Here is a 19,867-nt window from a genome sequence, read left to right on the forward strand (position 1 = left end):
GATGGAGCGTTGCGCTCCAGCCGCCAATTCTCGCCTTGTTGAACCCCGGAAAGCAAAAAGCCGCTTTCACCGTGAAGTGAAAGCGGCCGAGGCATGAACCTCAATAGAGCATCTGGATCAGTGTACGAACAGGGCGATCAGGATGATGATCGGGATCGGCACACCGAGGAAAAACAGTAGTAGAGAGCGCATGGTGATTCTCCTTGTTTAACGAACTGGAGGCAGTGTGGTAGTAGCGGTGTAGGTCTCGACTTCGACGTACTCCACCGCATCCCGACGACGACCGCCGTAAGTGGCGGCGAGGCTGGCGAAGAACGCACCGGCCAACAGCGCAATGAATGTCCACAGCGAAGTCCAGGCAGCGACTTTGGCGGCGGTATCGGCAGCTTGCTGAGCCTTGACCTTGGCATCGGCGATGGCTTTCTGAGTACGGGCATACACGTCATCGACACGTTTCTCGGCGTCGGCCTGACTCAGGTTGGTCCGTTGCGCAACCAGTTGTGCGAGGTAGGTGCGGTCTTCAGGGCTGAGCTGACCATTGGACAGGCTCTGCACGAAGATCCGGGCCACAGCGCCATGGGCGGCGTCATCGCTGACGGACGCCGGACGATCATCGCGGAACAGGCTGTCGATGAAATACCCGTACTGATTGCTGTCGGTGTTGGCCGCTGCGGTACCGGCAGCCTGAGTCATCGCGCTAGCTGCGCCACCGGCGACACTGGCACCGGCCTGAACGCCACCGCTGATCACACTGCTGACCGAGCCGATCACCAGCACTGCAGTAACCAATGTGGCAACACACCAGGAGAGGAAGCCATGGGCGGTATCACGGAAATACACTTCATCACCGTGCATGTTGGCCCACTTCACGCGCAAGCGACCGGCGATGTAACCACCGAGACCCGAGGCAATGATTTGCGTCGCCGCCAGCCAGACAATCGTGGAAATCCCCAGGCTCTTGGCGCTGACGCCCTCTCCGGCCCAAGGTGAAACGGCAGAGAATCCCAAACCGAAACCAAGCAGCACCAAAATCATCGACAGTGCTGCGGCCGCCGCTGCGCCCGCGAAAATCGCGCCCCAGGACACGCCTGACACGTTGCTCGACTCTCCTTCGAAGGCAGGATAAAACCCATCAGAGGATCTATTCATTGTTGTAGTGCTCCAGGCATGAAAAATGGTGTTACAACTCGTCATCGGAGGAATTGCAGCGACCGTGCCATTTGCCAACTTTAAATAAATCGTTAGGTTTCAATCAGTTAAAAAGAATGAACTTCCTAAGACCATGCAATTTGCAACAATCCAGGCAATTCGGCGGGTTTTCTGCATTGCTGCCAAATCGCGCAGACGTCCGGATTTGCGTTTGTGACAGGCTATACATGAAAGTTAATTTAAAGCGCGCCGGAAAATACCTGGCAAAATGCTGCCATTCCGTTTGAACCGATCAAGGCCTGCTCTATGACTCGTATTTTGACCATCGAAGACGACGCCGTGACTGCCCGTGAAATCGTTGCCGAACTCAGCAGCCACGGCCTGGAAGTGGATTGGGTCGACAACGGCCGCGAAGGCCTGGACCGTGCCGTCAGCGGCAACTACGACCTGATCACCCTCGACCGCATGCTGCCGGAACTCGATGGCCTGGCCATCGTTACCACGCTGCGGACCATGGGCGTGGCCACGCCGATTCTGATGATCAGCGCGCTCTCCGATGTCGATGAACGTGTACGCGGCTTGCGCGCTGGCGGCGATGACTACCTGACCAAACCGTTCGCCACCGACGAGATGGCCGCGCGCGTAGAGGTGCTGCTGCGCCGCCAGAACAGCGTCGCCACTCAGGCCACCACATTGCAGGTCGCCGACCTCGAACTGGACTTGATCAGCCACGAAGCGCGCCGCGCCGAGCAGGTGCTGACGCTGCTGCCGACCGAGTACAAGCTGCTGGAATTCCTCATGCGCAACAGCGGCCAGATCCTGTCGCGGATGATGATTTTCGAAGAAGTCTGGGGTTACCACTTCGACCCGGGCACCAACCTGATCGACGTACACATCGGTCGTCTGCGCAAGAAGATCGACGCGGCCGGCAATGTCCCGCTGATTCGCACGGTACGGGGCTCGGGTTATGTCATTGCCGAACCCGTCTGACGGCTGGCGTTCCTCCAGCAGCCGCTTGCTGGCGCTGTACAGTTCGCTGTTCGTGGCATGGAGCGCGATCCTCATGGGGGTCATGTATTTCGAGGTTTCCGGCTACCTCGACAACCTCGCCAAACATTCGCTGATGCAACGTCAGCATCTGTTTTCGCACTTTCGCGGTGAGCAGCTGGAAGAAGCGCTCGCCGCGAGCATGACCTTCGACATCCGCGGCATCGACGCCTACGGTCTGTTCGACGCCCAGGGCGTGTACCTCGGCGGTGCCTTGCAACAGTTGCCCGAAGGCCTGCCGCTGGACGGCAAGATCCACACCCTGGATGACTGCGCCGATTCCGACGACCCGACCCTGCCCGCCGACAGCTGCGACGCGGTGGCAACCCAGACCCGCGACGGTCGCTGGCTGGTGTTGTTGCGCGATAACGGTTCGTTGTTCGCCGTGACGCGGATCATTCTGCACGCGTTGTTCTGGGGTGTGTCGCTGACGATCCTGCCGGGGATTGCCGGTTGGCATCTGCTGCGCCGTCGTCCGATGCGGCGGATTCGGGCGATTCAGGACAGCGCCCAGGCGATTGTGGCCGGCGACCTGACTCACCGCTTGCCGCTGTCCAATCGCCGCGACGAACTGGACATGCTCGCCGCCATCGTCAACGCCATGCTCGATCGCATCGAGCGGCTGATGCATGAAGTCAAAGGCGTGTGCGACAACATCGCCCACGACTTGCGCACCCCGCTGACGCGTTTGCGCGCGCAGTTGTATCGGATGCAGCAACAGGCCGGTGAAGGTTCACAGGAGGCGGCGCAACTGGATCTGGTGCTGGCCGAGGCGGATACGTTGATGGCGCGGTTTCGCGGATTGCTGCGGATTTCCGAGCTGGAAGACCGTCAACGGCGCTCAGGATTTGTCGAGCTCGATCCGGTGCAACTGCTCGAAGAACTGCATGAGTTCTACCTGCCACTGGCCGAGGAAGGCGAACTGCTGTTCGTACTGAACATGCCGGAAACCCTGCCGCCGTTGAACGGCGACCGGGCGTTGCTGTTCGAGGCGCTGGCGAATCTGCTGAGCAACTCGATCAAGTTCACCCCGGCGGGCGGCACGGTGATTTTGCGTGGCGTGAATGATGGCGGGCATACGCGAATCGAGGTCCACGATTCCGGACCGGGGATCCCCGAGGCCGAGCGTGAGGCGGTGTTTCAGCGTTTCTATCGGGCCGAGGGTGGGCAACCGCAGAGTGGTTTTGGCCTTGGTTTGTCGATTGTGGCGGCGATTGTCAGCCTGCATGGCTTCAGTCTTGAGGTCGGCAGCAGTGAGCTGGGGGGCGCGAAGCTGGTGCTGGATTGTCGACAGAGTCTGATTTCGCAATCCTGAGAATCACCGCGATGCAATGTAGGAGTGAGCCTGCTCGCGATGCCGGTGAATCAGCCAACATATTTGTTGTATGACTCACCGCTATCGCGAGCAGGCTCACTCCTACAATTCGCTGCCAGAACACAATCCCTCTGTGGGAGCGGGCTTGCTCGCGAAGGCGTCGGGTCAGTCGACATCGTTATTGGATGACCCTGCGCATTCGCGAGCAAGCCCGCTCCCACATTCAGATCTTTGTCAGATCAGGCCGGGTAATTGGCCCGCAGCGCCTCAAGGCCACCCTGATAGATGCCGTTGAACAGCGCCACCACTTCTTCCTCGCTCACACCCTTGGCGTTGAAGCGTCCCGACCACGTTACCCGGGCGCCCTGCCCCTGGGCTTCGACCTTGATCGTCGCCAGGTAATCAGTCGCCGGAAACGGCGCCTGTTCGATCGAATAGCTGTAGGTCTTCGCGCCGTTATCGAACGCTTGCAGACGCTCGATCACCACGCCGCCATCAGCGGTTTGCAGGGTGCGCACACGTCCGCCTTCACTCAGCTCACTCTTGGGAATGAACGGCAGCCAGTCTGGCAGCGTGTTGAAGCCGCCAATCAATTGCCAGACCTGATCGGCCGAGGCCGGGATGTCGATCGTTGCTGATGCAGTTGCCATAAATAAAGGTTTCTCCAGAAGAGTTCGGGTTCAGATCGCCATGCTGTCGACGACGCCGCCATCGACCCGCAGGGCCGCGCCCGTGGTGGCCGAGGACAGCGGCGAAGCGATGTAAGTGACCAGATGCGCGACTTCTGCGACATCGGCCACGCGCTGGATGATCGAAGTCGGACGCGCCTTGCGCACAAAGGCGTCGGCCTCATCGCGCAGGCTGCGACCGGACTCGGCAGCGGCGTCCTTGAGCATGTTTTCCAGGCCATCGGTGAAGGTCGGCCCCGGCAGGATCGCATTGACCGTCACGCCCGTGCCAGCCAGACGTTTGGCCAGGCCATGGGACACCGCGAGATTGGCGCTTTTGGTCACGCCATAGTTGAGCATGTCGGCCGGAGTCGCCACGCCGGATTCCGAAGACAGGAAGATCACCCGGCCCCAGCCCTGCTCGACCATTGCCGGCACGTAATGCCGCGACAGGCGCACGCCGGAAATCACGTTGACCTCGTAGAAGCGCGTCCACTCGCTGTCCGGCGTGTCGAAGAAATCCACCGCGTCGAAGATCCCGAGGTTGTTCACCAGGATGTCCGCACGAGGTTCGGCGGCGAACAATTTTTCCGCGCCCTCGGCAGTACCCAGATCGGCCGTCAGACCGCGCAGTTGCGCACCCGGTACCTTCTGCCGGATGCTCGCCAGCGCCTGATCGACCTTGGCCGTTTCGCGCCCGATCACCACCACCGTGGCGCCGGCTTCGGCCAGCGACTGACTGATGCCCAGACCTATACCGGCGGTGCTGCCGCTGACGATCGCCAGTTTTCCACTCAGATCTATTTTCATGCTTTCACCTCATCGATTGGCAACGGTGCACGTTCGGACACCAGTTTTGCGTCACGCATGGCCTGCCAGAAACCGGCGGGAATCAGCGCCGACAATGCCGCGACATCTTCAGCAATGCGCCCCGGTTTGCTCGCACCCGGAATCACCGCAGCAACGGCGGGATTGGCCAGCGAGAACTGCAGGGCTGCCGCTTTTACATCGACGTTAAAAGTAGCGGCGATACGTTTGATCTGCTCGACTTTGGCGATGACCTGCGGGCTGGCCTTCTGGTATTCGAAGTGCGCGCCGCCGGCCAGGATCCCCGAGCTGTAAGGGCCGCCGACCACGATCTCGACGTTCTGCGCCCGTGCCGAATCCATCAGACGTTGTAGCGCACGTTCGTGATCGAGCAAGGTGTAGCGCCCGGCAAGCAGGAAGCCATCGGGTTGCGCTTCCGTCAGGTCGAGCGTCAGTTCGCACGGCTCGACCTTGTTCACACCCAGGCCCCAGCCCTTGATCACGCCTTCTTCGCGCAGTCGGGTCAGCACTTTGAACGCGCCGGTGCGGGCCTGATTGAAGTATTCCAGCCATTGATCGCCATAGAAGTCCTGGGCGATGTCATGGACCCAGACGATGTCGAGGCGATCGGTCTGCAGGCGCTTGAGGCTGTCTTCGATCGAGCGCAGCGTGGCGTCAGCGCTGTAGTCGTTGACGATCCTGTTCGGGCGACCGTGTTCGAACACGCCGCTTTTTTCGCCCAGATCGCGAGCGGCTGCATCTTCCACTTCATCGAGAATCACTCGGCCGACCTTGGTGCTGAGCACATAGTCATCGCGCCGGTACTGTTTAAGCGCCTCACCCAGGCGGATTTCCGACAGGCCCGAGCCGTAGAACGGCGCGGTGTCGAAGTAGCGCACGCCGGCATCCCACGCGGCATGCACGGTGGCTTGCGCTTCGTCTTCCGGGATGGCGCGGAACATGTTGCCCAGCGGTGCGGTGCCGAAGCCGAGCTGGCCGGGCAGTTTGTCTTTCAAGCTCATTGAATTGTCCTCACAGGTGTCTGGGTCGGTGTGACCGTTGAGCAGATCGTAGATTGCGACACCGAGACCGTCCAAGACATAATGCGCAGCACTTGAGTCCCTATAGGTCTGACATGATCGACATCCGCCAGTTGCGCTACTTCGTTGCCGTCGCCGAAGAAGAACACGTCGGCCGCGCTGCCGAACGGCTGCATATTTCCCAGTCGCCGCTGAGCCGACAGATTGCCCAGCTCGAAGAACGCCTGGGCCTGACCCTGTTCGAGCGCAGCCAGCAGCGCATCCGTCTGACCCGCGATGGCCAGACCTTTCTCGCCGAGACCCGCGCCCTGCTGACCCACGCCAGTCGCCTGGAGTCCCTTGGCAAACGCCTGGGCCGGGGCGAAGAAGGCGGGTTGTGCATCGGCTATAGCGAGAACGCCATGCACGCCGGGGTGCTGCCCAATGCCCTGCGGGTGTTGCGGGTCGATCGGCCGAATGTGCATGTCGCGTTGTACAACCTGAGTTCCACCGAACAACTTGAAGGCCTGCGTCAGCGGAGCCTCGATATCGCCTTGGTGAGCGAGCCGCCGAGCGACGACGATCCGGATCTGCTGGGTTTTCAGGTGCTCGACGATCCGATGCTGCTGGCTTTGCCGGAACAACATCCGCTGGCCCGACACACCGCGCTGCGCCCGGAAGATCTGGCCGATCAGGAATGGATCGGCGTGCAATCGCGTCAGGGCGCGAACAATGAGTTTGTGAGTGCCTGCATCCGCGCCGGGTTCACGCCGGATGTGCGCATGCAGGCTACCGAGCCGTTCACCGCGCTGGGACTGGTGGCGTCCGGGCTGGGGATCGCGATGATCCAGAAAGGCCTGAGCCACAACGCCCCGCCCGGCGTAATACTGCGGGAAGTGCCATGGCTGGTATTCACCACACCGCTGTGGGCGGCGTGGCACCGGATCAACCTGCGACCGTTGGTGGAGACCTTTCGCAAGGTCCTGACCGACCCGGTCCCCTACGACCCACACACACTCCCCTGTGGCAGCCAGCCTGCGGGCGATAGCGTTGGCAGATCCAGCATCACTGTCGGCTGACAGTCCGCATTCGCGAGCAAGCCCGCTCCCACCGGGGATTGCCGGTGGATCAGGGATTTTCGGCTGGCCGCGATCCAGGGTGGGAGTGGGCTTGCTCACGAAGGGGTCGGTACATTCAACATTGATGTCAGCTGACCTGACGCCATCGCGAGCAGGCGAAGGCCTGCGGGGAGTCGGTGGCGATCTACACTCAGGTGATCAGCTATCGACGTGAGGTGCCCATGAAGATGTCTGTGCAAATGACCGTGGTTGCGGTGCTGGCCACCCTCGCCTACCTGGGCCTTGCGGTGTGGGGCATTGGCGGGCCGGCGGTGTTCTTTTCGCATGGGGCGCTGGTGCTGGTGGCGCTGGCCACGGTGGTGATGGTGGTGGCGTCACTGTTTACCTCTGTGAATATGAGTTCTGGCGAGCGCGAGGATCGGGCCAATCGTTGGGTGATTCCAGCGTTCGGGGTGATTGGGCTGGTCAGCGGATTTCTCCCGGCGTACTGCGACCGCATCGACTTCTGGACCTTCGGCGCTGAAGGCGTGCGCTGGCTCGGCGCGTTACTGTTTATCGTCGGTGGTGCGCTGCGGCTGTGGCCGGTGTTTGTGCTGGGGCGGCGGTTCAGCGGGTTGGTGGCGATTCAGCCGGGGCATCGGTTGGTCACTGACGGCATTTACACGCGCCTGCGCAATCCAAGCTATCTGGGTCTGGTGGTCAACGCCGTGGGTTGGGCGCTGGCGTTTCGCTCCAGCGTCGGGTTGATTCTGGCGGCGCTGACGTTGATCCCGCTGATCGCCCGCATCCACTCGGAAGAGGCGCTGCTGCGCGGGCAGTTTGGCGCTGAGTATGAGGCTTACTGCGCGCGTAGCTGGCGGTTGTTGCCGGGGGTTTACTGACGCTATCGCCAACAGGCTGGCTGCGACATCGATCCAGTGTGGGAGCGGGCTTGCTCGCAAAGGCGCAGGATCAGTCGACATCACTTGCAACTGACCGAGCGCTTTCGCGAGCAAGCCCGCTCCCACAGGGTGGACTGTGTTGTGTCAGGTTATTTGCAGGTGTAATTGACCGTCGCTGTCGACAGCGATGCTCAGCGGCTCATAACTGTCGAGGGTCGCGTGGCGGGTTTCGAGCGGATGCTGGTGCGTCGTGGTGACGATCATCAATGCCGCCCCGGCAGCTTCAGCGGCCTGAATACCGACGGTGGCGTCTTCGAAAACCAGGCAATCAGCGGGCTCAAGCCCGAGGCGTTTCGCTGCCAGACGATAACCGGCCGGATCCGGCTTGCCGGCCGTCACATCCTCAGCCGTGATCATCACCGCAGGCTCGGGAATCCCCGCCGCCGCCATTCGCCGCAACGCCAGATCCCGGGGTGCCGAAGTCACCATCGCCCAGCGCTCCCTTGGCAAGGCATCGAGAAACGCCACTGCTCCGGGAATCGGCACAATGCCGTCGACATCATCGATTTCTGCCTGGGCGATGAACGCGGCTTGCGCCTCGGCGTCGACACCCGGCAGGTTCAGCCGGCGGACGGTATCGATGGCGCGGGCACCGTGAATGGTCGGCAGGAAAGTCTCGACATCAACCCCGTGGCGCTCAGCCCACGCTGCCCAGACTCGCTCGGCAGCAGCGATGGAATTGAGGACGGTGCCGTCCATGTCGAACAGGAACGCGCCGAACGCGCGATCGAAGACGTTATCGTGAGCAGACAAAAGATCGCATCCTTTGACAAGACTGGGCGGATTGGCCGGGCAATGTAGCATTTTTGCCCGGCGATTCGACCCGCCGCTTCAATGCAGACGCGGCGCCTTGGACTTGAACGCGCTGTCGACGCAGTCGAGCAACTGGCCGATGGCCCAGGGCTTTTTGATGAACGCCACCGGATGCTTGACCCCGGAAGTCTCGGGGGTTTCATAACCGGACATGACCATTACCGGTTTGTCCGGCCAGCGCTCGCCGACCAGATTGGCCAGCCCCGCCCCGTTGATTTCACCGGGCATGGTGATATCGGTGAGCAGCAGCGCCACTTCGGGCGCGTGCTTTTCCAGATACAGCTTGGCTGCATCCGCGCTGGTTTGCGGCTCGACCTTGAAACCTTCCTCCTGAAGAATTTCGCAGAGAAACTCCAGAATCAACGGGTCATCCTCAACCACCAGAATCAACCCGTCAGGAAGGTGCGCGCTCGCCGTCGGTGTTGGACTCATGAACTGGCACTCCCTGAATTGCATTAACGATTTAGCGGCTTGTTTCCGCTGCTTATCTGGTATGAGCGGCGCGCCCTGCATAAATTCATTTTTGATACAGGTCTTTTCTTAACAGGCGTTATCCGCCGTTGGCGACGGGCGTCCGCCAGGCGGTTTTTGTGGTTAAAATGCCGGCCCTTTTGCTTGCCGACCGTGACTGATGAACCCTGAAGCCCTCGCCACCCTCCGCGCCCATCTGCTGCCTGCACTGGCGGCCGCACCGAGCGAAACCCGTCGCCTGTTCCATGGGCGCGGGCGCTGCTGGCCGGGGCTGGAGCAGGTGACGGTGGACTGGCTGCAAGGCGTGGTGCTGGTCTCGCTGTTCAAGGAGCCCGCGCCGGAACAGCTCGAAGCGCTCAAGCAATTGCTGCTCGACCTCAGCACCTCGACCGAATGGCAACAGTCCGGCGCCCACACCCTGCTGGTGCAACATCGGTATTTGCCGCAAAGCACCGCCGAATGGTTGCTGGGGGATGAAATCGACGAGATGAGCATCGTCGAGGGCGGCTTGCAGTACCGCGTCGATCTGGGTCGCAAGCAGAACGCCGGGCTGTTTCTCGACATGCGCTACGGGCGCAACTGGGTGCGTGAGCAGGCGGCTGGCAAGCGCGTACTGAACCTGTTCGCCTACACCTGTGGGTTTTCCGTGGCGGCCATCGAAGGCGGCGCCAGCCATGTGGTCAACCTCGACATGTCCCGCGCCGCGCTGAGCCGTGGTCGCGACAATCACCGGTTGAACGGGCATGACCTGAGCAAGGTGAGTTTCCTCGGCCACGACCTGTTCAAGTCGTGGGGCAAAGTGATCAACAGCGGCCCGTACGACCTGGTGATCATCGATCCGCCGTCGTTCCAGAAAGGCAGTTTTCTGCTGACCAAGGACTACCAGCGCGTGCTGCGCCGTTTGCCGGAATTGCTCACGACGGACGGCACGGTGCTGGCGTGCATGAATGATCCGTCGTTTGGTTCGGACTTTTTGATCGATGGCGTGACCCAGGAAGCGCCGAGTCTGCGCTTTGAGCAGCGGCTGGAGAATCCGCCGGAGTTTCCGGATATTGATCCGCAGAGCGGGCTCAAAGCCCTGGTCTTCAAACGCCTCGACTGACACAGCGCAAATCCCCTGTAGGAGTGAGCCTGCTCGCGATAGCGGTGGATCAGTCAACATTTTCATCAACTGACACACCGCTATCGCGAGCAGGCTCGCTCCTACAGGGGGGATTTGTGGTGATTCAGGAGGTATGTGGACGGAGCACCAGCGCAAACAACTCGCCATGCCCGTTCACATTGAGCTTGTGATAAAGATTGCGCCGATGCACCTTCACCGTCTCCGGCGATATGCCCATCTGCTGGGCGATGGCCTTGCTGGAGAAGCCCTGCAGAATCAGCCGCGCAGTGTCGACTTCACGGGCGGTCAGGCGCGCATCGAAGCGATCGAGCAGCGTTGCCAGATCTCCCGCCACCGGCTCGGCGCCCGTCCCTTGCGGCGGCAACAGCTGCACGTGTCGGCGCATCGCCGCCAGCACCCAGTCACGCACACACAGCAGACGGCCCTGCTCCGCCAGATCGAAAGCCGTCGAGCGTCCGAGTGACAGGCCAAGCACGCCGCCCTCGATGTTGATCATGAACTGCAACTCGTCCTCACCGACCACCGAGCGAAAGTAGCTCTGGTAATACTCGCTGTGCAGAAACTGGTCCGGCGCCACCGAGGCCAGGCTGTGCAAGCCGTCGGCGATGCCGGTCGAGGCGGTTTGGTAAAACGGATCGAGCAGGTACATCCCGGCGCTGTAACTGGCCAGTTCTTCCTGCTCGTCGGCGCGGCCCTTGCTGTCGAAGTCAATCAGCAATCGCGGTGCCTGACCCGCCTTCATCAGCGCCACCAGCGCGTTGTCCAGCGGCACCAGCAACCGCAGCGTGTCGACCAGCGCCCGCCAGAAAGCGTCTTGCCCGACGGCGGCAAACACCCGCGCCAGACTTTGATGCACCGGCAACTCCTGCAACAACGCGTCCACGCACTACCCCTTATGAGTAACCCATGATGGGAATGGGTCAGGCGTGCCCGGCCCGATAGCCTGAGCACTCCCGATCATCACCGGCCTGCCGCAGGCCAGGAGTGCCGCATCATGCGTTGTCGTCGTGGCTATATCAACTTGGGCATAAACCTAGGCCTGCTCGCCTGTATCGGCGGCATCTGCGCCGCCAATGCTGCCGACGCGCCGAGCGTGCACGTCTACAACTGGTACGACTACATCGGCCCCACGACCCTGGCTGACTTCAAACGCGACAGCGGTATTCAGCCGGTTTACGACACCTTCGACAGCGCCGAAGTACTCGAAGGCAAACTGCTGACCAGCCGCAGCGGTTATGACGTGGTGGTGGCGAGCAACTTCAGCCTGCCGACGCTGATCAAGGCCGGCGCCCTCGCTCCGCTGCCGCGCGATCAACTGCCGGGCTGGAAGAATCTGGACAGCGATCTGCTGAGCAAACTGGCCAACAACGACCCCGGCAATCAATACGCCGTGCCGTATCTATGGGGCACCAACGGTATCGGCTACAACGTCGACAAAGTGCGCGCCGCACTCGGCGACAAGGCGCCGCTGGATTCGTGGGATCTGGTGTTCAAGGAAGAGAACCTCGCCAAGCTCGGCCAGTGCGGGGTGGCGATGCTCGACTCGCCATCGGAAATGCTCCCGGTGGCCCTGCACTACCTCGGGCTGCCGCCCAACAGTACCAACCCCGAGGACTACCAGAAAGCCGAAGCGCTGCTGCTCAAATTGCGCCCGCATATCGCCTACTTCAACTCGTCGAAATTCATCAGTGACCTGTCCAACGGCAACATTTGTGTGGCGGTGGGCTGGTCCGGGGCGATGCTCGAAGCCAAGACCAACGCCGAGCAAGCGCACAACGGCGTGAAGATCGCCTACAGCCTGCCCAAGGAAGGCGCGCCGGTGTGGTTCGACACGCTGGTGCTGCTCAAGGACGCGCCGAACCGCGCTCAGGGTCTGGCGTTCATCGACTACCTGCTGCGCCCGGAAGTGATCGCGCCGGTCAGTGATCACCTGTCGTACCCCAACGGCAACCGCGCCGCGACGCCACTGGTGGCCGAAGCCACGCGGGATAACCCGGCGGTGTATCCGTCGGCGGCGGCGATGGCCACCTTGTACACCCTGGAACCGCTGCCCAAAGCCACCGAGCGCGTGCGCACGCGGGTGTGGAGCAAGGTCAAGAACGGCCAGTAAACCCATCTGCAAACCACACAAAACCTGTGGGAGCGTGGCTTGCCCGCGATGACGGTGTGTCAGGCGACACATGCATTGGCTGGACGGACGCCTTCGCGGGCAAGCCACGCTCCCACAGGGTTTTGTGTTCAGCCCCGCTCATTCATTTCTGCCTTTTTATAGAGAGACAATCCATGAAACCCCGTGCCCGTGACCTCAACATCCGTATCGGCCAACTGCAACCCGGCCCACTCAACGCCATCACCGACGTCCCCGGCGTACGCGTCGGCCACAGCAACGTGCGTGGCCGCAGCGCGGCCGGGCGGGACATCTGCACCGGCGTCACAGTGATCGAGCCGCGCCGCGGTTCGACCAACCAGCAGCCGTGCTTCGCCGGGGTACATGTGCTCAATGGCAATGGTGATGCCACCGGTCTTGAGTGGATTCGCGAGGCCGGGCTGCTGACCAGTCCCATCGCCTTCACTAACACCCACAGCCTCGGCGTGGTGCGCGATGCGTTGATTGCGCTGGATCGCCAGCAACAGCCGGACGACGGACGCCTTTACTGGAACATGCCGGTGGTGCTGGAGACCTTCGATGGTCTGCTCAATGACATCAATGGTTTTCACGTGAAGCCCGAGCATGTTGCCGAGGCGCTGGATTCAGCGCATGACGGCGCCGTCGAAGAAGGCGCCGTCGGCGGCGGCAGCGGCATGATCTGCCATGAATTCAAGGGCGGCATCGGCAGCGCCTCACGCCGGTTGAGCAGCGCTCAGGGCGGCTGGACGGTGGGCGCGATCGTGCAGGCCAACCACGGCATTCGCAGCGAGTTGCGGGTCGACGGTTATCCGGTGGGCCGCTACATGGAGCAGGTGGATTCGCCGTTCCTGCGTGCTTCGCTGCCGCATCCTGGCATGGGTTCGATCGTGGTCTGCCTGGCCACCGACGCACCGCTGCTGCCGCATCAATGCACGCGTCTCGCGCAACGCGCCAGCCTCGGTCTGGCGCGCAGCGGCGGCGGTAACGAAGACCACAGCGGCGACATTTTCATTGCCTTTGCCACCGGCAACGAGCAGGTGCCACCCGCCGCTTACGAGGGCAAAGGCGCGCCAACCTGCGACGGCTTGCGCATGGTCAACAACGACCACATCAGCGAACTGTTCCTCGCGGCTACCGAGGCGGTCGAAGAAGCGATCATCAATGCTCTGCTCGCCAGCGAGAGCACCGAGGGCAACGGACATGCGGTGCCGGGGCTCGATAAGGAAACGCTGCTCGCTGCCCTCGCCAGAGCCGGCTGGCCCGGATCACGCTGACAACACCTGAAGGAGCTGCGGCACGCTGCGATCTTTTGATTTTCTAAAAACAAGATCAAAAGATCGCAGCCTTCGGCAGCTCCTACAGGAGGTGCGGCTCAGGTGAACATCTGGGCGCCGATGTGCCGTGCCGTCTGCAGATGCTCCTGGCGCGACAGTGATCGCCACGGCGTACGTCGATTGCGTGTTATTGCAGGGCAATGAGATCCCGGGGGTGATTGCCGCGCTGGGCAGCACGCCGGAGCTGGAGAAAATCAAACGCGATTACGAGGCGATCTTCCTCGAAAAATGTCGTAGCGTGCTACAACCGCTTGCCGCTGGCGGCGAAATCACTCAGGCCGGTTTGCGCGCCATGCTCGGTGCCGCCGAAGCCCTGTCGAATGCTGCCGCGAGCGCTGAAATCAGTGCCGAGCAAGCGAAGGACGAATTGTTCGCCACCATCATTGCGATGGTGGAACGGGCCGCCGCCCGTGCGACTAGCGGTACTTGAGTCAAAGCCGGCACGTTCCCATGATGAGGGTACGCAGGTGCTTCACTCCTGAGCGCCTGCGTAGGGAACGGGTGTTCTGAACCCCCAATCAAGCCCGTCTCCTTGTTCATGCGCAACTTGAGCCTCGTGGGCTCTACTTCTCCCCATCAAAGAGCTTCGAGGCTCTTTTTTGTCTGTTTTTTGCGTCTGAATCAGTGCAGCGTCAGGCGCTGGCGGACAAATTCTTCGACGTGGCGGGTGGTCTGATCCAGATGCCGGTCACGCTGCTTCTCGGCGTCGAGCATGGCGCGCTTGCCGTTTTTCTGTAGCAGGTAGGTGTGGATCTGCTGCACTTCCAGCGAGCGATAGATGGGCGTGGTGTCGATGAAACCGCGCAGGCCATTGCTGCGGTAATGCCGGGTACTCATCAGCACCTGGGTTTCCCGAGCGCCGATCACTTCGAAACCCAGCGCCTCGAAGTACGGCACCTTGCCGACGCTGCAGGTCAGTTCGGCATGCGGATAACGCGTCACCATCTCGCCGATCATCGCCCGCGCCACGCCCTGGCGCCGATAGCCTTCGCGCACCGCCATGTAGGCGACGCTGCACGCTTCCCAATCGCCCTGCACCGGCAGGTACAAAAGGAAACCGGTGACCCGCTCCGGATCATCCTCGGCCGTCGCCACCAGCAACTCCACCTCAGTGCCCTTGTCGCCATTCAACGCTTCCAGATACAGATGCACCTCATAGCCGACCGCGTACTGATAGACGTTGTACAGCAGATTGCTCGGGCCGAGACCGACCGCGCTGATGTCGGTCAGATTGTCGACCACCAGTTGCAGAATCTGGCTGTTGACGCTTTCGGGGCATGGGGATTTGTAGTGGGTGATGCGTGGCATGACAACTGAACTCCGGCGGAAAACCGCGACATCATACCGTGTCCCGACGCCTGCCACCGTCGCAGGAAATACCGAAGCAAGCTGACGGTTGACCTGAAGAAAATTTCATCTGCCAAGGCTCGGATCTTTCGCCGATTTAGCGTCCAATTCTTCAGCTGCGTTCACTTTTTTAACGCAGGCCTTGAGGAGTTCACATGAACGTTTTGCGTTCTCTGTTCAAATGGCGGCAAGCCTTGTTGCTGGTGCCGCTGACCCTGGCAGCGCTGGCCAGCACCCCGGTGTTTGCACAACCCCCGGTTTACATTCAGCAGGCACCGCCGCCGATGCGCATGGAAGTGATGCCCGGCCCGCGCCCCGGTTATGTCTGGGATCAGGGCCATTGGCGCTGGGAAGGACGCGGCTACGTCTGGATGCCCGGTCATTGGCAACCGGTGAGGTACGGCGCGCACTGGCGACCAGGCCATTGGCAGGCGCGCGGGCCTAACTGGTACTGGGTCGAAGGCCACTGGGCCCGTTGAACCCGCTCGGCAACAACAACTCATCTACCGGGAAGACCGCCATGTCGCGAAACCTGAAAACCCTGCTCGTTGCCTCTCTGGTCGCGATCTCCTTGTCCGGCTGCATCGTCGAGCCGGTCCGGCCGCATCGACCGCCACCGCCGGTGGAAGTCGTGCCGGTCATGCCAGCACCCGGTTATCACTGGGTCGCCGGTCACTATCGCTGGGATGGGCGTGAGTGGCGCTGGGCGCCGGGACACTGGCGCGCGTATTGATCGCCAGCGGTGGCGTCACTGCTGTGGCGCCACCACCTTGAACTTGATCGCGATGTCGTTGGACACCACAGTGTCCGCCCACTCCCCCGCCCCGAGTCCGAACTGGTCACGCTTGAGCACCAGTTCACCGTCGAAAATGCCGATCGAACTGTCCGGTTTAAACTCGACCGGCACCTGCACCTCGCGGGTGATGCCCTTGAGGGTGAGCTGGCCGGCGATCAGATAATGATTGCCCGTGACCCGGGTAAAACGGCTGGACTCGAACACAGCCACGGGAAAGCGCTGCGTATCGAACCACGCCGGCTTCACCAGTTCGGTGTTGGCGTCGGTGCTGCCGGCGTCGATGCTGTTGAGGTCGATGTGCAATGTGGTGTGGGCGTCGGCGAGGTTGTCGCTGTCGAACTGCAGTGTCGCGTCGAACTTGCCGAAGGTGCCGTACATCAGCGAGCCCATCTGGTTGTAGGTGAAACTGATCTGGCTGGCGGTGGTGTTGACACGGTTGTACTCAGCGGCCTGCGCTGCGCTCGTGGCACACAGGCAGGCAAACAGGGCCACAGCGGTGAATCGGGCACGCATGGGATTCTCCGGACAGGCCAAACCTTCGAGGCCTCGACTGACTTAAGCAAACAACCCGCGGATGCGCCATGTCATTTGTCTGCCGGTGTGGTTCGGGCTCAGACCAGCCGCTCGATCTTCTGATGCTGCCAAACCAGTTTGTAATACAGCGTCTGCAACACCAGCATGCCCAGATACGCCACCGGAAACGCCATCCACACCCCCTGCAAACCGTACTGCCCATCCAGCCAGTAAGCCGCCGGTAACTGCACGCCAACCACACAGATAATCGCAATGGCCACCGGCACCAGCACCGTGCCACTGGCGCGCATGATCCCGCCGATGATCGCCTGAAAACCAAACACCAGCAGGCTCCAGAGCATGATGTGCAGCAAATGTTCGGCCATCACCCGGGTCGAATCCTCGGTCAGGAACAACCCCAGCAGCCAGTGCGACAACAGGTAACCGAGCACGATCAAGCCACCGGTCAGACACACGTTGATCAGCAGCCCGGTGCGCAGGATCGGCCCCATGCGCTGCAGTTGCCCGGCACCGATGGCCTGCGCGCCGAGGATCGACGCGGTGATCGCAATCGACAGCGCCGGAAACTGCACGTAGTTGACGATCTGCGTGACCGCGCCATACGCCGCCGTCGCCTGGGAACCGTGCTGATTCACTAGCGCCAGGATCACCAGCTCCGACAGCGACAGCACAATCATCTGCACCCCGGTCGGCAGACCGATGCGCAGTACCTTGCCCAGAATCGCCCCGTCCAGCCGCAGTGCCGCGAAGAACTCGCGGTCTGGGGCCAGCGGATGGTTCTTGCGAATCAGCCGCCAGGCCAGCCACGCCATCGCCGACAGGTTACCCGCCAGACCAGCGAAGGCGGCGCTCTGGATCCCCAATTGGGGCAAACCGAACCAGCCACGAATCAACGCCGGGGTCAGCGCCAGCCCGACCGAGGTCGACACGATCAGCGCCAACAGTGGTGACACGGTGTCACTGACCCCGCGCAGCAACTGCGTGAACAGCACAAACACCAGCATCGACGGCAGAATCCACATCATCACGTGCGCATACGCCACCGCATCATCCAGCACATCCGCAGGCGTCCCCAACCCCTGCAACGCCTGCCGTGCAAACACACTGCCCAGCACCGCCGCGAGCAAGCCGATCAATACCCCCAGCAACAGCGTTGCCCCGGCGATCGCCTTGACCATGTGCGCCTCACGTGCGCCCCACGCCTGACCGATCAACACCCCGGCCCCCGCGCCCAGACCGATCACCAGCGCGATGAAGAAAAAGATGATCGGAAACATCCCCGACACCGCCGCCAACGCCTGAGTGCCGAGCATCTGCCCGATGTAGATGCTGTTGATCGTGCCCGACATCGATTGCAGGAAGTTCGACAGCACCATCGGCGCGAGGAACAGCAGGTAGGTTTGCCAGAGGGGTTTGGTGGTGGCAGGGGTTTGCATTGAGGATCCGTCTCGGGGTGGGAGATGCGATGGATATTACGCTAGATGCGCGGGTTAAAGTCAGTCGACATCACCTCGGCGCAAGGCTTAAATGGCGGCACTCTTATCATTGGATCGCGCCTTGCCATGCCTCTTCTGCGAAATGCTCTGACCTGTTCCGTGCTGGTTGTTTTCAGCCACATCGCTGGTGCCGCCGAAGCCCCCGCTCCCGCCGAAGCGTTGCGCCCCTTGCTGGCAACATTGAACGAGCGCCTGAACATCGGCGATCTGGTAGCGCTGACCAAATGGGACAGCGGCAAGCCGATTCAGGACAGCCCGCGCGAAGCTCAGGTCATCGCCAATGCCCGCACCTTGGCGACCGAACACCAGCTCGACCCCGAAGACGTTGCGCAGTTGATTGCGGCGCAAATGGAGGCCAACAAATTGGTGCAGTACGGATTGCTCGCACAATGGCAAACGGCCGGTGTGGCGCCGGACACTCCGCGTCCGGATCTGGCCAGGCAAATTCGTCCGCGCCTGGACGAGTTGCAGACCCGCCTGCTGCGCCAGTACGCCGACTTCGCGCCGTTTCGCCGCGCCCCGAATTGCCCGGCCTTGCTGGCCCAGGCTCGCCAGGGTCTGACCCACGACGCACTGCACGACCTGGCCCTGACCCGCGCCACCGGAGAGCTGTGCATTCGCGCGGAACATCTCTAGAACAGGGGGGCTGGCACACATCGCTGGCGTCGATAGTCACCATCACGTCAATGAAGTTCTCATAAAAACTCCGCGGCGTAACATCCGCTCCATACCCACCCAATACACCCCGGAGCACACGATCATGAAACGCCAAACCATCCTCGGCATCGCTTTCTCGGTTCTCGCAGTTAACGCTTTTGCAGCAACGCCCGCTCACACCCTGGTCGCTGAAGGCGGCTCGGACAAGTTGATTGAAAGCCGTTTGGCTGAAGGTGGTTCTGATCGTTTGCTGGAACGCCGCGTGGCCGAAGGTGGCTCGGATCGTCTGCTGGAACGCCGTGTGGCTGAAGGTGGCTCGGATCGTCTGCTGGAACGCCGCGTGGCCGAAGGTGGCTCGGATCGTCTGCTGGAACGCCGCGTGGCCGAAGGTGGCTCGGATCGTCTGCTGGAACGCCGCGTGGCCGAAGGTGGCTCGGATCGTCTGCTGGAACGCCGCGTGGCCGAAGGTGGCTCGGATCGTCTGCTGGAACGCCGCGTGGCCGAAGGTGGCTCGGATCGTCTGCTGGAACGCCGTGTGGCCGAAGGTGGTGCGGATCGTTTGAACGAGCGCCGCGTCGCCTGAATCGACGCCCCCAGCCCATAAAAAAGCCCGGCCTGATCAGCCGGGCTTTTGCGTTCAACCGCGGTTTACTGCGCGGTTTTCAGCTTGATCACATCACCGGAAATCTTGGTGGTGTAGCCGCTCAGAACCCATGCCCAGAACCAGTTTTCCTGAACTTGGGTATTGATCATCGCATCGCCGCCCTTGGCTTTGATGGCCGCAGTCTGCGCGCGCACGAAGCGGTTGTTCTGTTGGATCGGGATTACGCCGAACAGCATCAGACCGGTGGCGGTAGCTTCACTGTGGCCAATCACGGTGTATTGACTGCTGTCATATTGCTTGGTGTTCATCGGGGTGCCGGTGCAACCTGCCAGAACCACACCGAACAGTGCGGCGGCGACTACTTTGCTCAGATATTTCACTGCAAACTCCATGGGTGTTAGCCCGGGATCCATCTCTCGGGCGGCGCACACTCTACCGGAGGCAGTGGCTTTTTAGTATCAACCCCGACAAGTTTCATGAAGTGTGTCTGACACATACTCCGTGCAGGCGCTGGCGCCATCGCCCCTGCACAGGGTGGT

22 protein-coding genes and 1 pseudogene are annotated in these 19,867 nt (G+C 61.6%); 12 read left to right on the forward strand and 11 right to left on the reverse strand.

What is annotated here, in order from left to right; genetic code table 11:
* Positions 1-207 precede the first annotated feature (207 nt).
* Positions 208-1,149, reverse strand: a complete 942-nt coding sequence (locus tag JFU48_RS24780; RefSeq protein ID WP_003223942.1) for a hypothetical protein — start codon at positions 1,147-1,149, stop codon at positions 208-210.
* A gap of 306 nt (positions 1,150-1,455) precedes the next feature.
* Here JFU48_RS24780 and JFU48_RS24785 point away from each other — a divergent pair, with 306 nt between their 5' ends.
* Together JFU48_RS24785 and JFU48_RS24790 are read left to right on the forward strand one after the other, a co-directional pair.
* Complete coding sequence (locus tag JFU48_RS24785) at positions 1,456-2,139, forward strand: response regulator transcription factor (RefSeq protein ID WP_003223938.1); 684 nt, start codon at positions 1,456-1,458, stop codon at positions 2,137-2,139.
* Complete coding sequence (locus JFU48_RS24790; RefSeq protein WP_103484695.1) at positions 2,117-3,511, forward strand: sensor histidine kinase; 1,395 nt, start codon at positions 2,117-2,119, stop codon at positions 3,509-3,511. The genes JFU48_RS24785 and JFU48_RS24790 overlap by 23 nt, the downstream gene beginning before the upstream one ends.
* 239 nt (positions 3,512-3,750) lie before the next feature.
* Here JFU48_RS24790 and JFU48_RS24795 read toward each other — a convergent pair whose 3' ends face one another.
* The 3 genes from JFU48_RS24795 to JFU48_RS24805 are packed head-to-tail and all read right to left on the reverse strand — an operon-like array spanning position 3,751 to position 6,008.
* Positions 3,751-4,161 (reverse strand): SRPBCC family protein, encoded by a 411-nt coding sequence (locus JFU48_RS24795; protein ID WP_103520255.1) that lies wholly within the window; start codon positions 4,159-4,161, stop codon positions 3,751-3,753.
* 30 nt (positions 4,162-4,191) lie between these two features.
* Positions 4,192-4,989, reverse strand: coding sequence for an SDR family NAD(P)-dependent oxidoreductase (locus JFU48_RS24800; RefSeq protein WP_103484697.1), 798 nt, complete (start codon positions 4,987-4,989; stop codon positions 4,192-4,194).
* A complete protein-coding gene (locus tag JFU48_RS24805) occupies positions 4,986-6,008 on the reverse strand; it encodes an aldo/keto reductase (protein ID WP_103520265.1) in 1,023 nt (340 codons plus the stop codon). Before JFU48_RS24805 ends, JFU48_RS24800 begins: the two co-directional genes overlap by 4 nt.
* Before the next feature lie 113 nt (positions 6,009-6,121).
* Here JFU48_RS24805 and JFU48_RS24810 point away from each other — a divergent pair, with 113 nt between their 5' ends.
* Entirely contained in the window at positions 6,122-7,084 is a 963-nt protein-coding gene (locus tag JFU48_RS24810) for a LysR substrate-binding domain-containing protein (protein ID WP_201137978.1), read from the forward strand.
* A 221-nt stretch (positions 7,085-7,305) separates the two neighbouring features.
* Positions 7,306-7,965 (forward strand): methyltransferase family protein, encoded by a 660-nt coding sequence (locus JFU48_RS24815; protein WP_201137979.1) that lies wholly within the window; start codon positions 7,306-7,308, stop codon positions 7,963-7,965.
* 144 nt (positions 7,966-8,109) lie between these two features.
* Here the strand turns inward: JFU48_RS24815 and JFU48_RS24820 are convergent, their stop codons facing one another.
* The gene (locus JFU48_RS24820) at positions 8,110-8,778 is read right to left on the reverse strand and encodes an HAD-IA family hydrolase (RefSeq protein WP_201137980.1); all 669 of its coding nucleotides are present in this window, start codon (positions 8,776-8,778) and stop codon (positions 8,110-8,112) included.
* Positions 8,779-8,856: 78 nt separating this feature from the next.
* A complete protein-coding gene (locus JFU48_RS24825; protein WP_003223923.1) occupies positions 8,857-9,270 on the reverse strand; it encodes a response regulator in 414 nt (137 codons plus the stop codon).
* A 199-nt stretch (positions 9,271-9,469) separates the two neighbouring features.
* Here JFU48_RS24825 and JFU48_RS24830 point away from each other — a divergent pair, with 199 nt between their 5' ends.
* Complete coding sequence (locus JFU48_RS24830; protein ID WP_201137981.1) at positions 9,470-10,411, forward strand: class I SAM-dependent methyltransferase; 942 nt, start codon at positions 9,470-9,472, stop codon at positions 10,409-10,411.
* Between the two features lie 124 nt (positions 10,412-10,535).
* Here the strand turns inward: JFU48_RS24830 and JFU48_RS24835 are convergent, their stop codons facing one another.
* A complete protein-coding gene (locus JFU48_RS24835) occupies positions 10,536-11,315 on the reverse strand; it encodes a LuxR C-terminal-related transcriptional regulator (protein WP_201137982.1) in 780 nt (259 codons plus the stop codon).
* Positions 11,316-11,426: 111 nt separating this feature from the next.
* On the opposite strand from JFU48_RS24835, the gene JFU48_RS24840 reads away from it, so the two are divergent.
* The 3 genes and pseudogenes from JFU48_RS24840 to JFU48_RS24850 all read left to right on the forward strand — a co-directional run.
* Positions 11,427-12,542: a polyamine ABC transporter substrate-binding protein gene (locus tag JFU48_RS24840; protein ID WP_003223916.1), complete on the forward strand. Its 1,116-nt coding sequence runs from the start codon at positions 11,427-11,429 to the stop codon at positions 12,540-12,542.
* A 173-nt stretch (positions 12,543-12,715) separates the two neighbouring features.
* A complete protein-coding gene (locus JFU48_RS24845; RefSeq protein WP_103484939.1) occupies positions 12,716-13,834 on the forward strand; it encodes a DmpA family aminopeptidase in 1,119 nt (372 codons plus the stop codon).
* A 151-nt stretch (positions 13,835-13,985) separates the two neighbouring features.
* Positions 13,986-14,324, forward strand: a pseudogene (locus JFU48_RS24850) (TetR/AcrR family transcriptional regulator); the annotation flags it as partial.
* A gap of 191 nt (positions 14,325-14,515) precedes the next feature.
* On the opposite strand, the gene JFU48_RS24855 reads toward JFU48_RS24850, so the two are convergent.
* Positions 14,516-15,202 (reverse strand): GNAT family N-acetyltransferase, encoded by a 687-nt coding sequence (locus JFU48_RS24855; protein WP_201137983.1) that lies wholly within the window; start codon positions 15,200-15,202, stop codon positions 14,516-14,518.
* Positions 15,203-15,396: 194 nt separating this feature from the next.
* Between JFU48_RS24855 and JFU48_RS24860 the strand changes: the two genes are divergently transcribed.
* Both JFU48_RS24860 and JFU48_RS24865 read left to right on the forward strand, forming a co-directional pair.
* The gene (locus JFU48_RS24860) at positions 15,397-15,720 is read left to right on the forward strand and encodes a YXWGXW repeat-containing protein (protein ID WP_097088058.1); all 324 of its coding nucleotides are present in this window, start codon (positions 15,397-15,399) and stop codon (positions 15,718-15,720) included.
* Between the two features lie 41 nt (positions 15,721-15,761).
* A complete protein-coding gene (locus tag JFU48_RS24865; RefSeq protein ID WP_003223909.1) occupies positions 15,762-15,974 on the forward strand; it encodes a YXWGXW repeat-containing protein in 213 nt (70 codons plus the stop codon).
* 15 nt (positions 15,975-15,989) lie between these two features.
* On the opposite strand, the gene JFU48_RS24870 is transcribed toward JFU48_RS24865, so the two are convergent.
* Positions 15,990-16,550 carry a YceI family protein gene (locus JFU48_RS24870; protein ID WP_201137984.1) on the reverse strand — a complete coding sequence of 187 codons (561 nt, stop codon included), beginning with the start codon at positions 16,548-16,550 and terminating at the stop codon, positions 15,990-15,992.
* A 98-nt stretch (positions 16,551-16,648) separates the two neighbouring features.
* The gene (locus tag JFU48_RS24875; RefSeq protein ID WP_103484944.1) at positions 16,649-18,007 is read right to left on the reverse strand and encodes an MATE family efflux transporter; all 1,359 of its coding nucleotides are present in this window, start codon (positions 18,005-18,007) and stop codon (positions 16,649-16,651) included.
* A gap of 126 nt (positions 18,008-18,133) precedes the next feature.
* Here JFU48_RS24875 and JFU48_RS24880 point away from each other — a divergent pair, with 126 nt between their 5' ends.
* Both JFU48_RS24880 and JFU48_RS24885 read left to right on the forward strand, forming a co-directional pair.
* Positions 18,134-18,703: a chorismate mutase gene (locus JFU48_RS24880; RefSeq protein WP_201137985.1), complete on the forward strand. Its 570-nt coding sequence runs from the start codon at positions 18,134-18,136 to the stop codon at positions 18,701-18,703.
* 124 nt (positions 18,704-18,827) lie between these two features.
* Positions 18,828-19,307, forward strand: coding sequence for a phage infection protein (locus JFU48_RS24885; RefSeq protein WP_201137986.1), 480 nt, complete (start codon positions 18,828-18,830; stop codon positions 19,305-19,307).
* 65 nt (positions 19,308-19,372) lie between these two features.
* On the opposite strand, the gene JFU48_RS24890 is transcribed toward JFU48_RS24885, so the two are convergent.
* Entirely contained in the window at positions 19,373-19,708 is a 336-nt protein-coding gene (locus JFU48_RS24890; RefSeq protein ID WP_103486103.1) for a hypothetical protein, read from the reverse strand.
* Between the last annotated feature and the right edge of the window lie 159 nt (positions 19,709-19,867).

Origin of the sequence: Pseudomonas sp. TH49, assembly GCF_016650625.1 — a bacterium.
In the GTDB taxonomy this organism is placed as follows: Bacteria; Pseudomonadota; Gammaproteobacteria; order Pseudomonadales; family Pseudomonadaceae; genus Aquipseudomonas; species Aquipseudomonas fluorescens_H.

Coding starts and splice junctions, on each gene's coding strand:
- JFU48_RS24870 (WP_201137984.1), bottom strand. CDS start 16,550: ATGCGTGCCCGATTCACCGCTGTGGCCCTGTTTGCCTGCCTGTGTGCC.
- JFU48_RS24825 (WP_003223923.1), bottom strand. CDS start 9,270: ATGAGTCCAACACCGACGGCGAGCGCGCACCTTCCTGACGGGTTGATT.
- JFU48_RS24865 (WP_003223909.1), top strand. CDS start 15,762: ATGTCGCGAAACCTGAAAACCCTGCTCGTTGCCTCTCTGGTCGCGATC.
- JFU48_RS24805 (WP_103520265.1), bottom strand. CDS start 6,008: ATGAGCTTGAAAGACAAACTGCCCGGCCAGCTCGGCTTCGGCACCGCA.
- JFU48_RS24880 (WP_201137985.1), top strand. CDS start 18,134: ATGCCTCTTCTGCGAAATGCTCTGACCTGTTCCGTGCTGGTTGTTTTC.
- JFU48_RS24780 (WP_003223942.1), bottom strand. CDS start 1,149: ATGAATAGATCCTCTGATGGGTTTTATCCTGCCTTCGAAGGAGAGTCG.
- JFU48_RS24885 (WP_201137986.1), top strand. CDS start 18,828: ATGAAACGCCAAACCATCCTCGGCATCGCTTTCTCGGTTCTCGCAGTT.
- JFU48_RS24875 (WP_103484944.1), bottom strand. CDS start 18,007: ATGCAAACCCCTGCCACCACCAAACCCCTCTGGCAAACCTACCTGCTG.
- JFU48_RS24795 (WP_103520255.1), bottom strand. CDS start 4,161: ATGGCAACTGCATCAGCAACGATCGACATCCCGGCCTCGGCCGATCAG.
- JFU48_RS24815 (WP_201137979.1), top strand. CDS start 7,306: ATGAAGATGTCTGTGCAAATGACCGTGGTTGCGGTGCTGGCCACCCTC.
- JFU48_RS24810 (WP_201137978.1), top strand. CDS start 6,122: ATGATCGACATCCGCCAGTTGCGCTACTTCGTTGCCGTCGCCGAAGAA.
- JFU48_RS24790 (WP_103484695.1), top strand. CDS start 2,117: ATGTCATTGCCGAACCCGTCTGACGGCTGGCGTTCCTCCAGCAGCCGC.
- JFU48_RS24830 (WP_201137981.1), top strand. CDS start 9,470: ATGAACCCTGAAGCCCTCGCCACCCTCCGCGCCCATCTGCTGCCTGCA.
- JFU48_RS24840 (WP_003223916.1), top strand. CDS start 11,427: ATGCGTTGTCGTCGTGGCTATATCAACTTGGGCATAAACCTAGGCCTG.
- JFU48_RS24800 (WP_103484697.1), bottom strand. CDS start 4,989: ATGAAAATAGATCTGAGTGGAAAACTGGCGATCGTCAGCGGCAGCACC.
- JFU48_RS24845 (WP_103484939.1), top strand. CDS start 12,716: ATGAAACCCCGTGCCCGTGACCTCAACATCCGTATCGGCCAACTGCAA.
- JFU48_RS24860 (WP_097088058.1), top strand. CDS start 15,397: ATGAACGTTTTGCGTTCTCTGTTCAAATGGCGGCAAGCCTTGTTGCTG.
- JFU48_RS24855 (WP_201137983.1), bottom strand. CDS start 15,202: ATGCCACGCATCACCCACTACAAATCCCCATGCCCCGAAAGCGTCAAC.
- JFU48_RS24785 (WP_003223938.1), top strand. CDS start 1,456: ATGACTCGTATTTTGACCATCGAAGACGACGCCGTGACTGCCCGTGAA.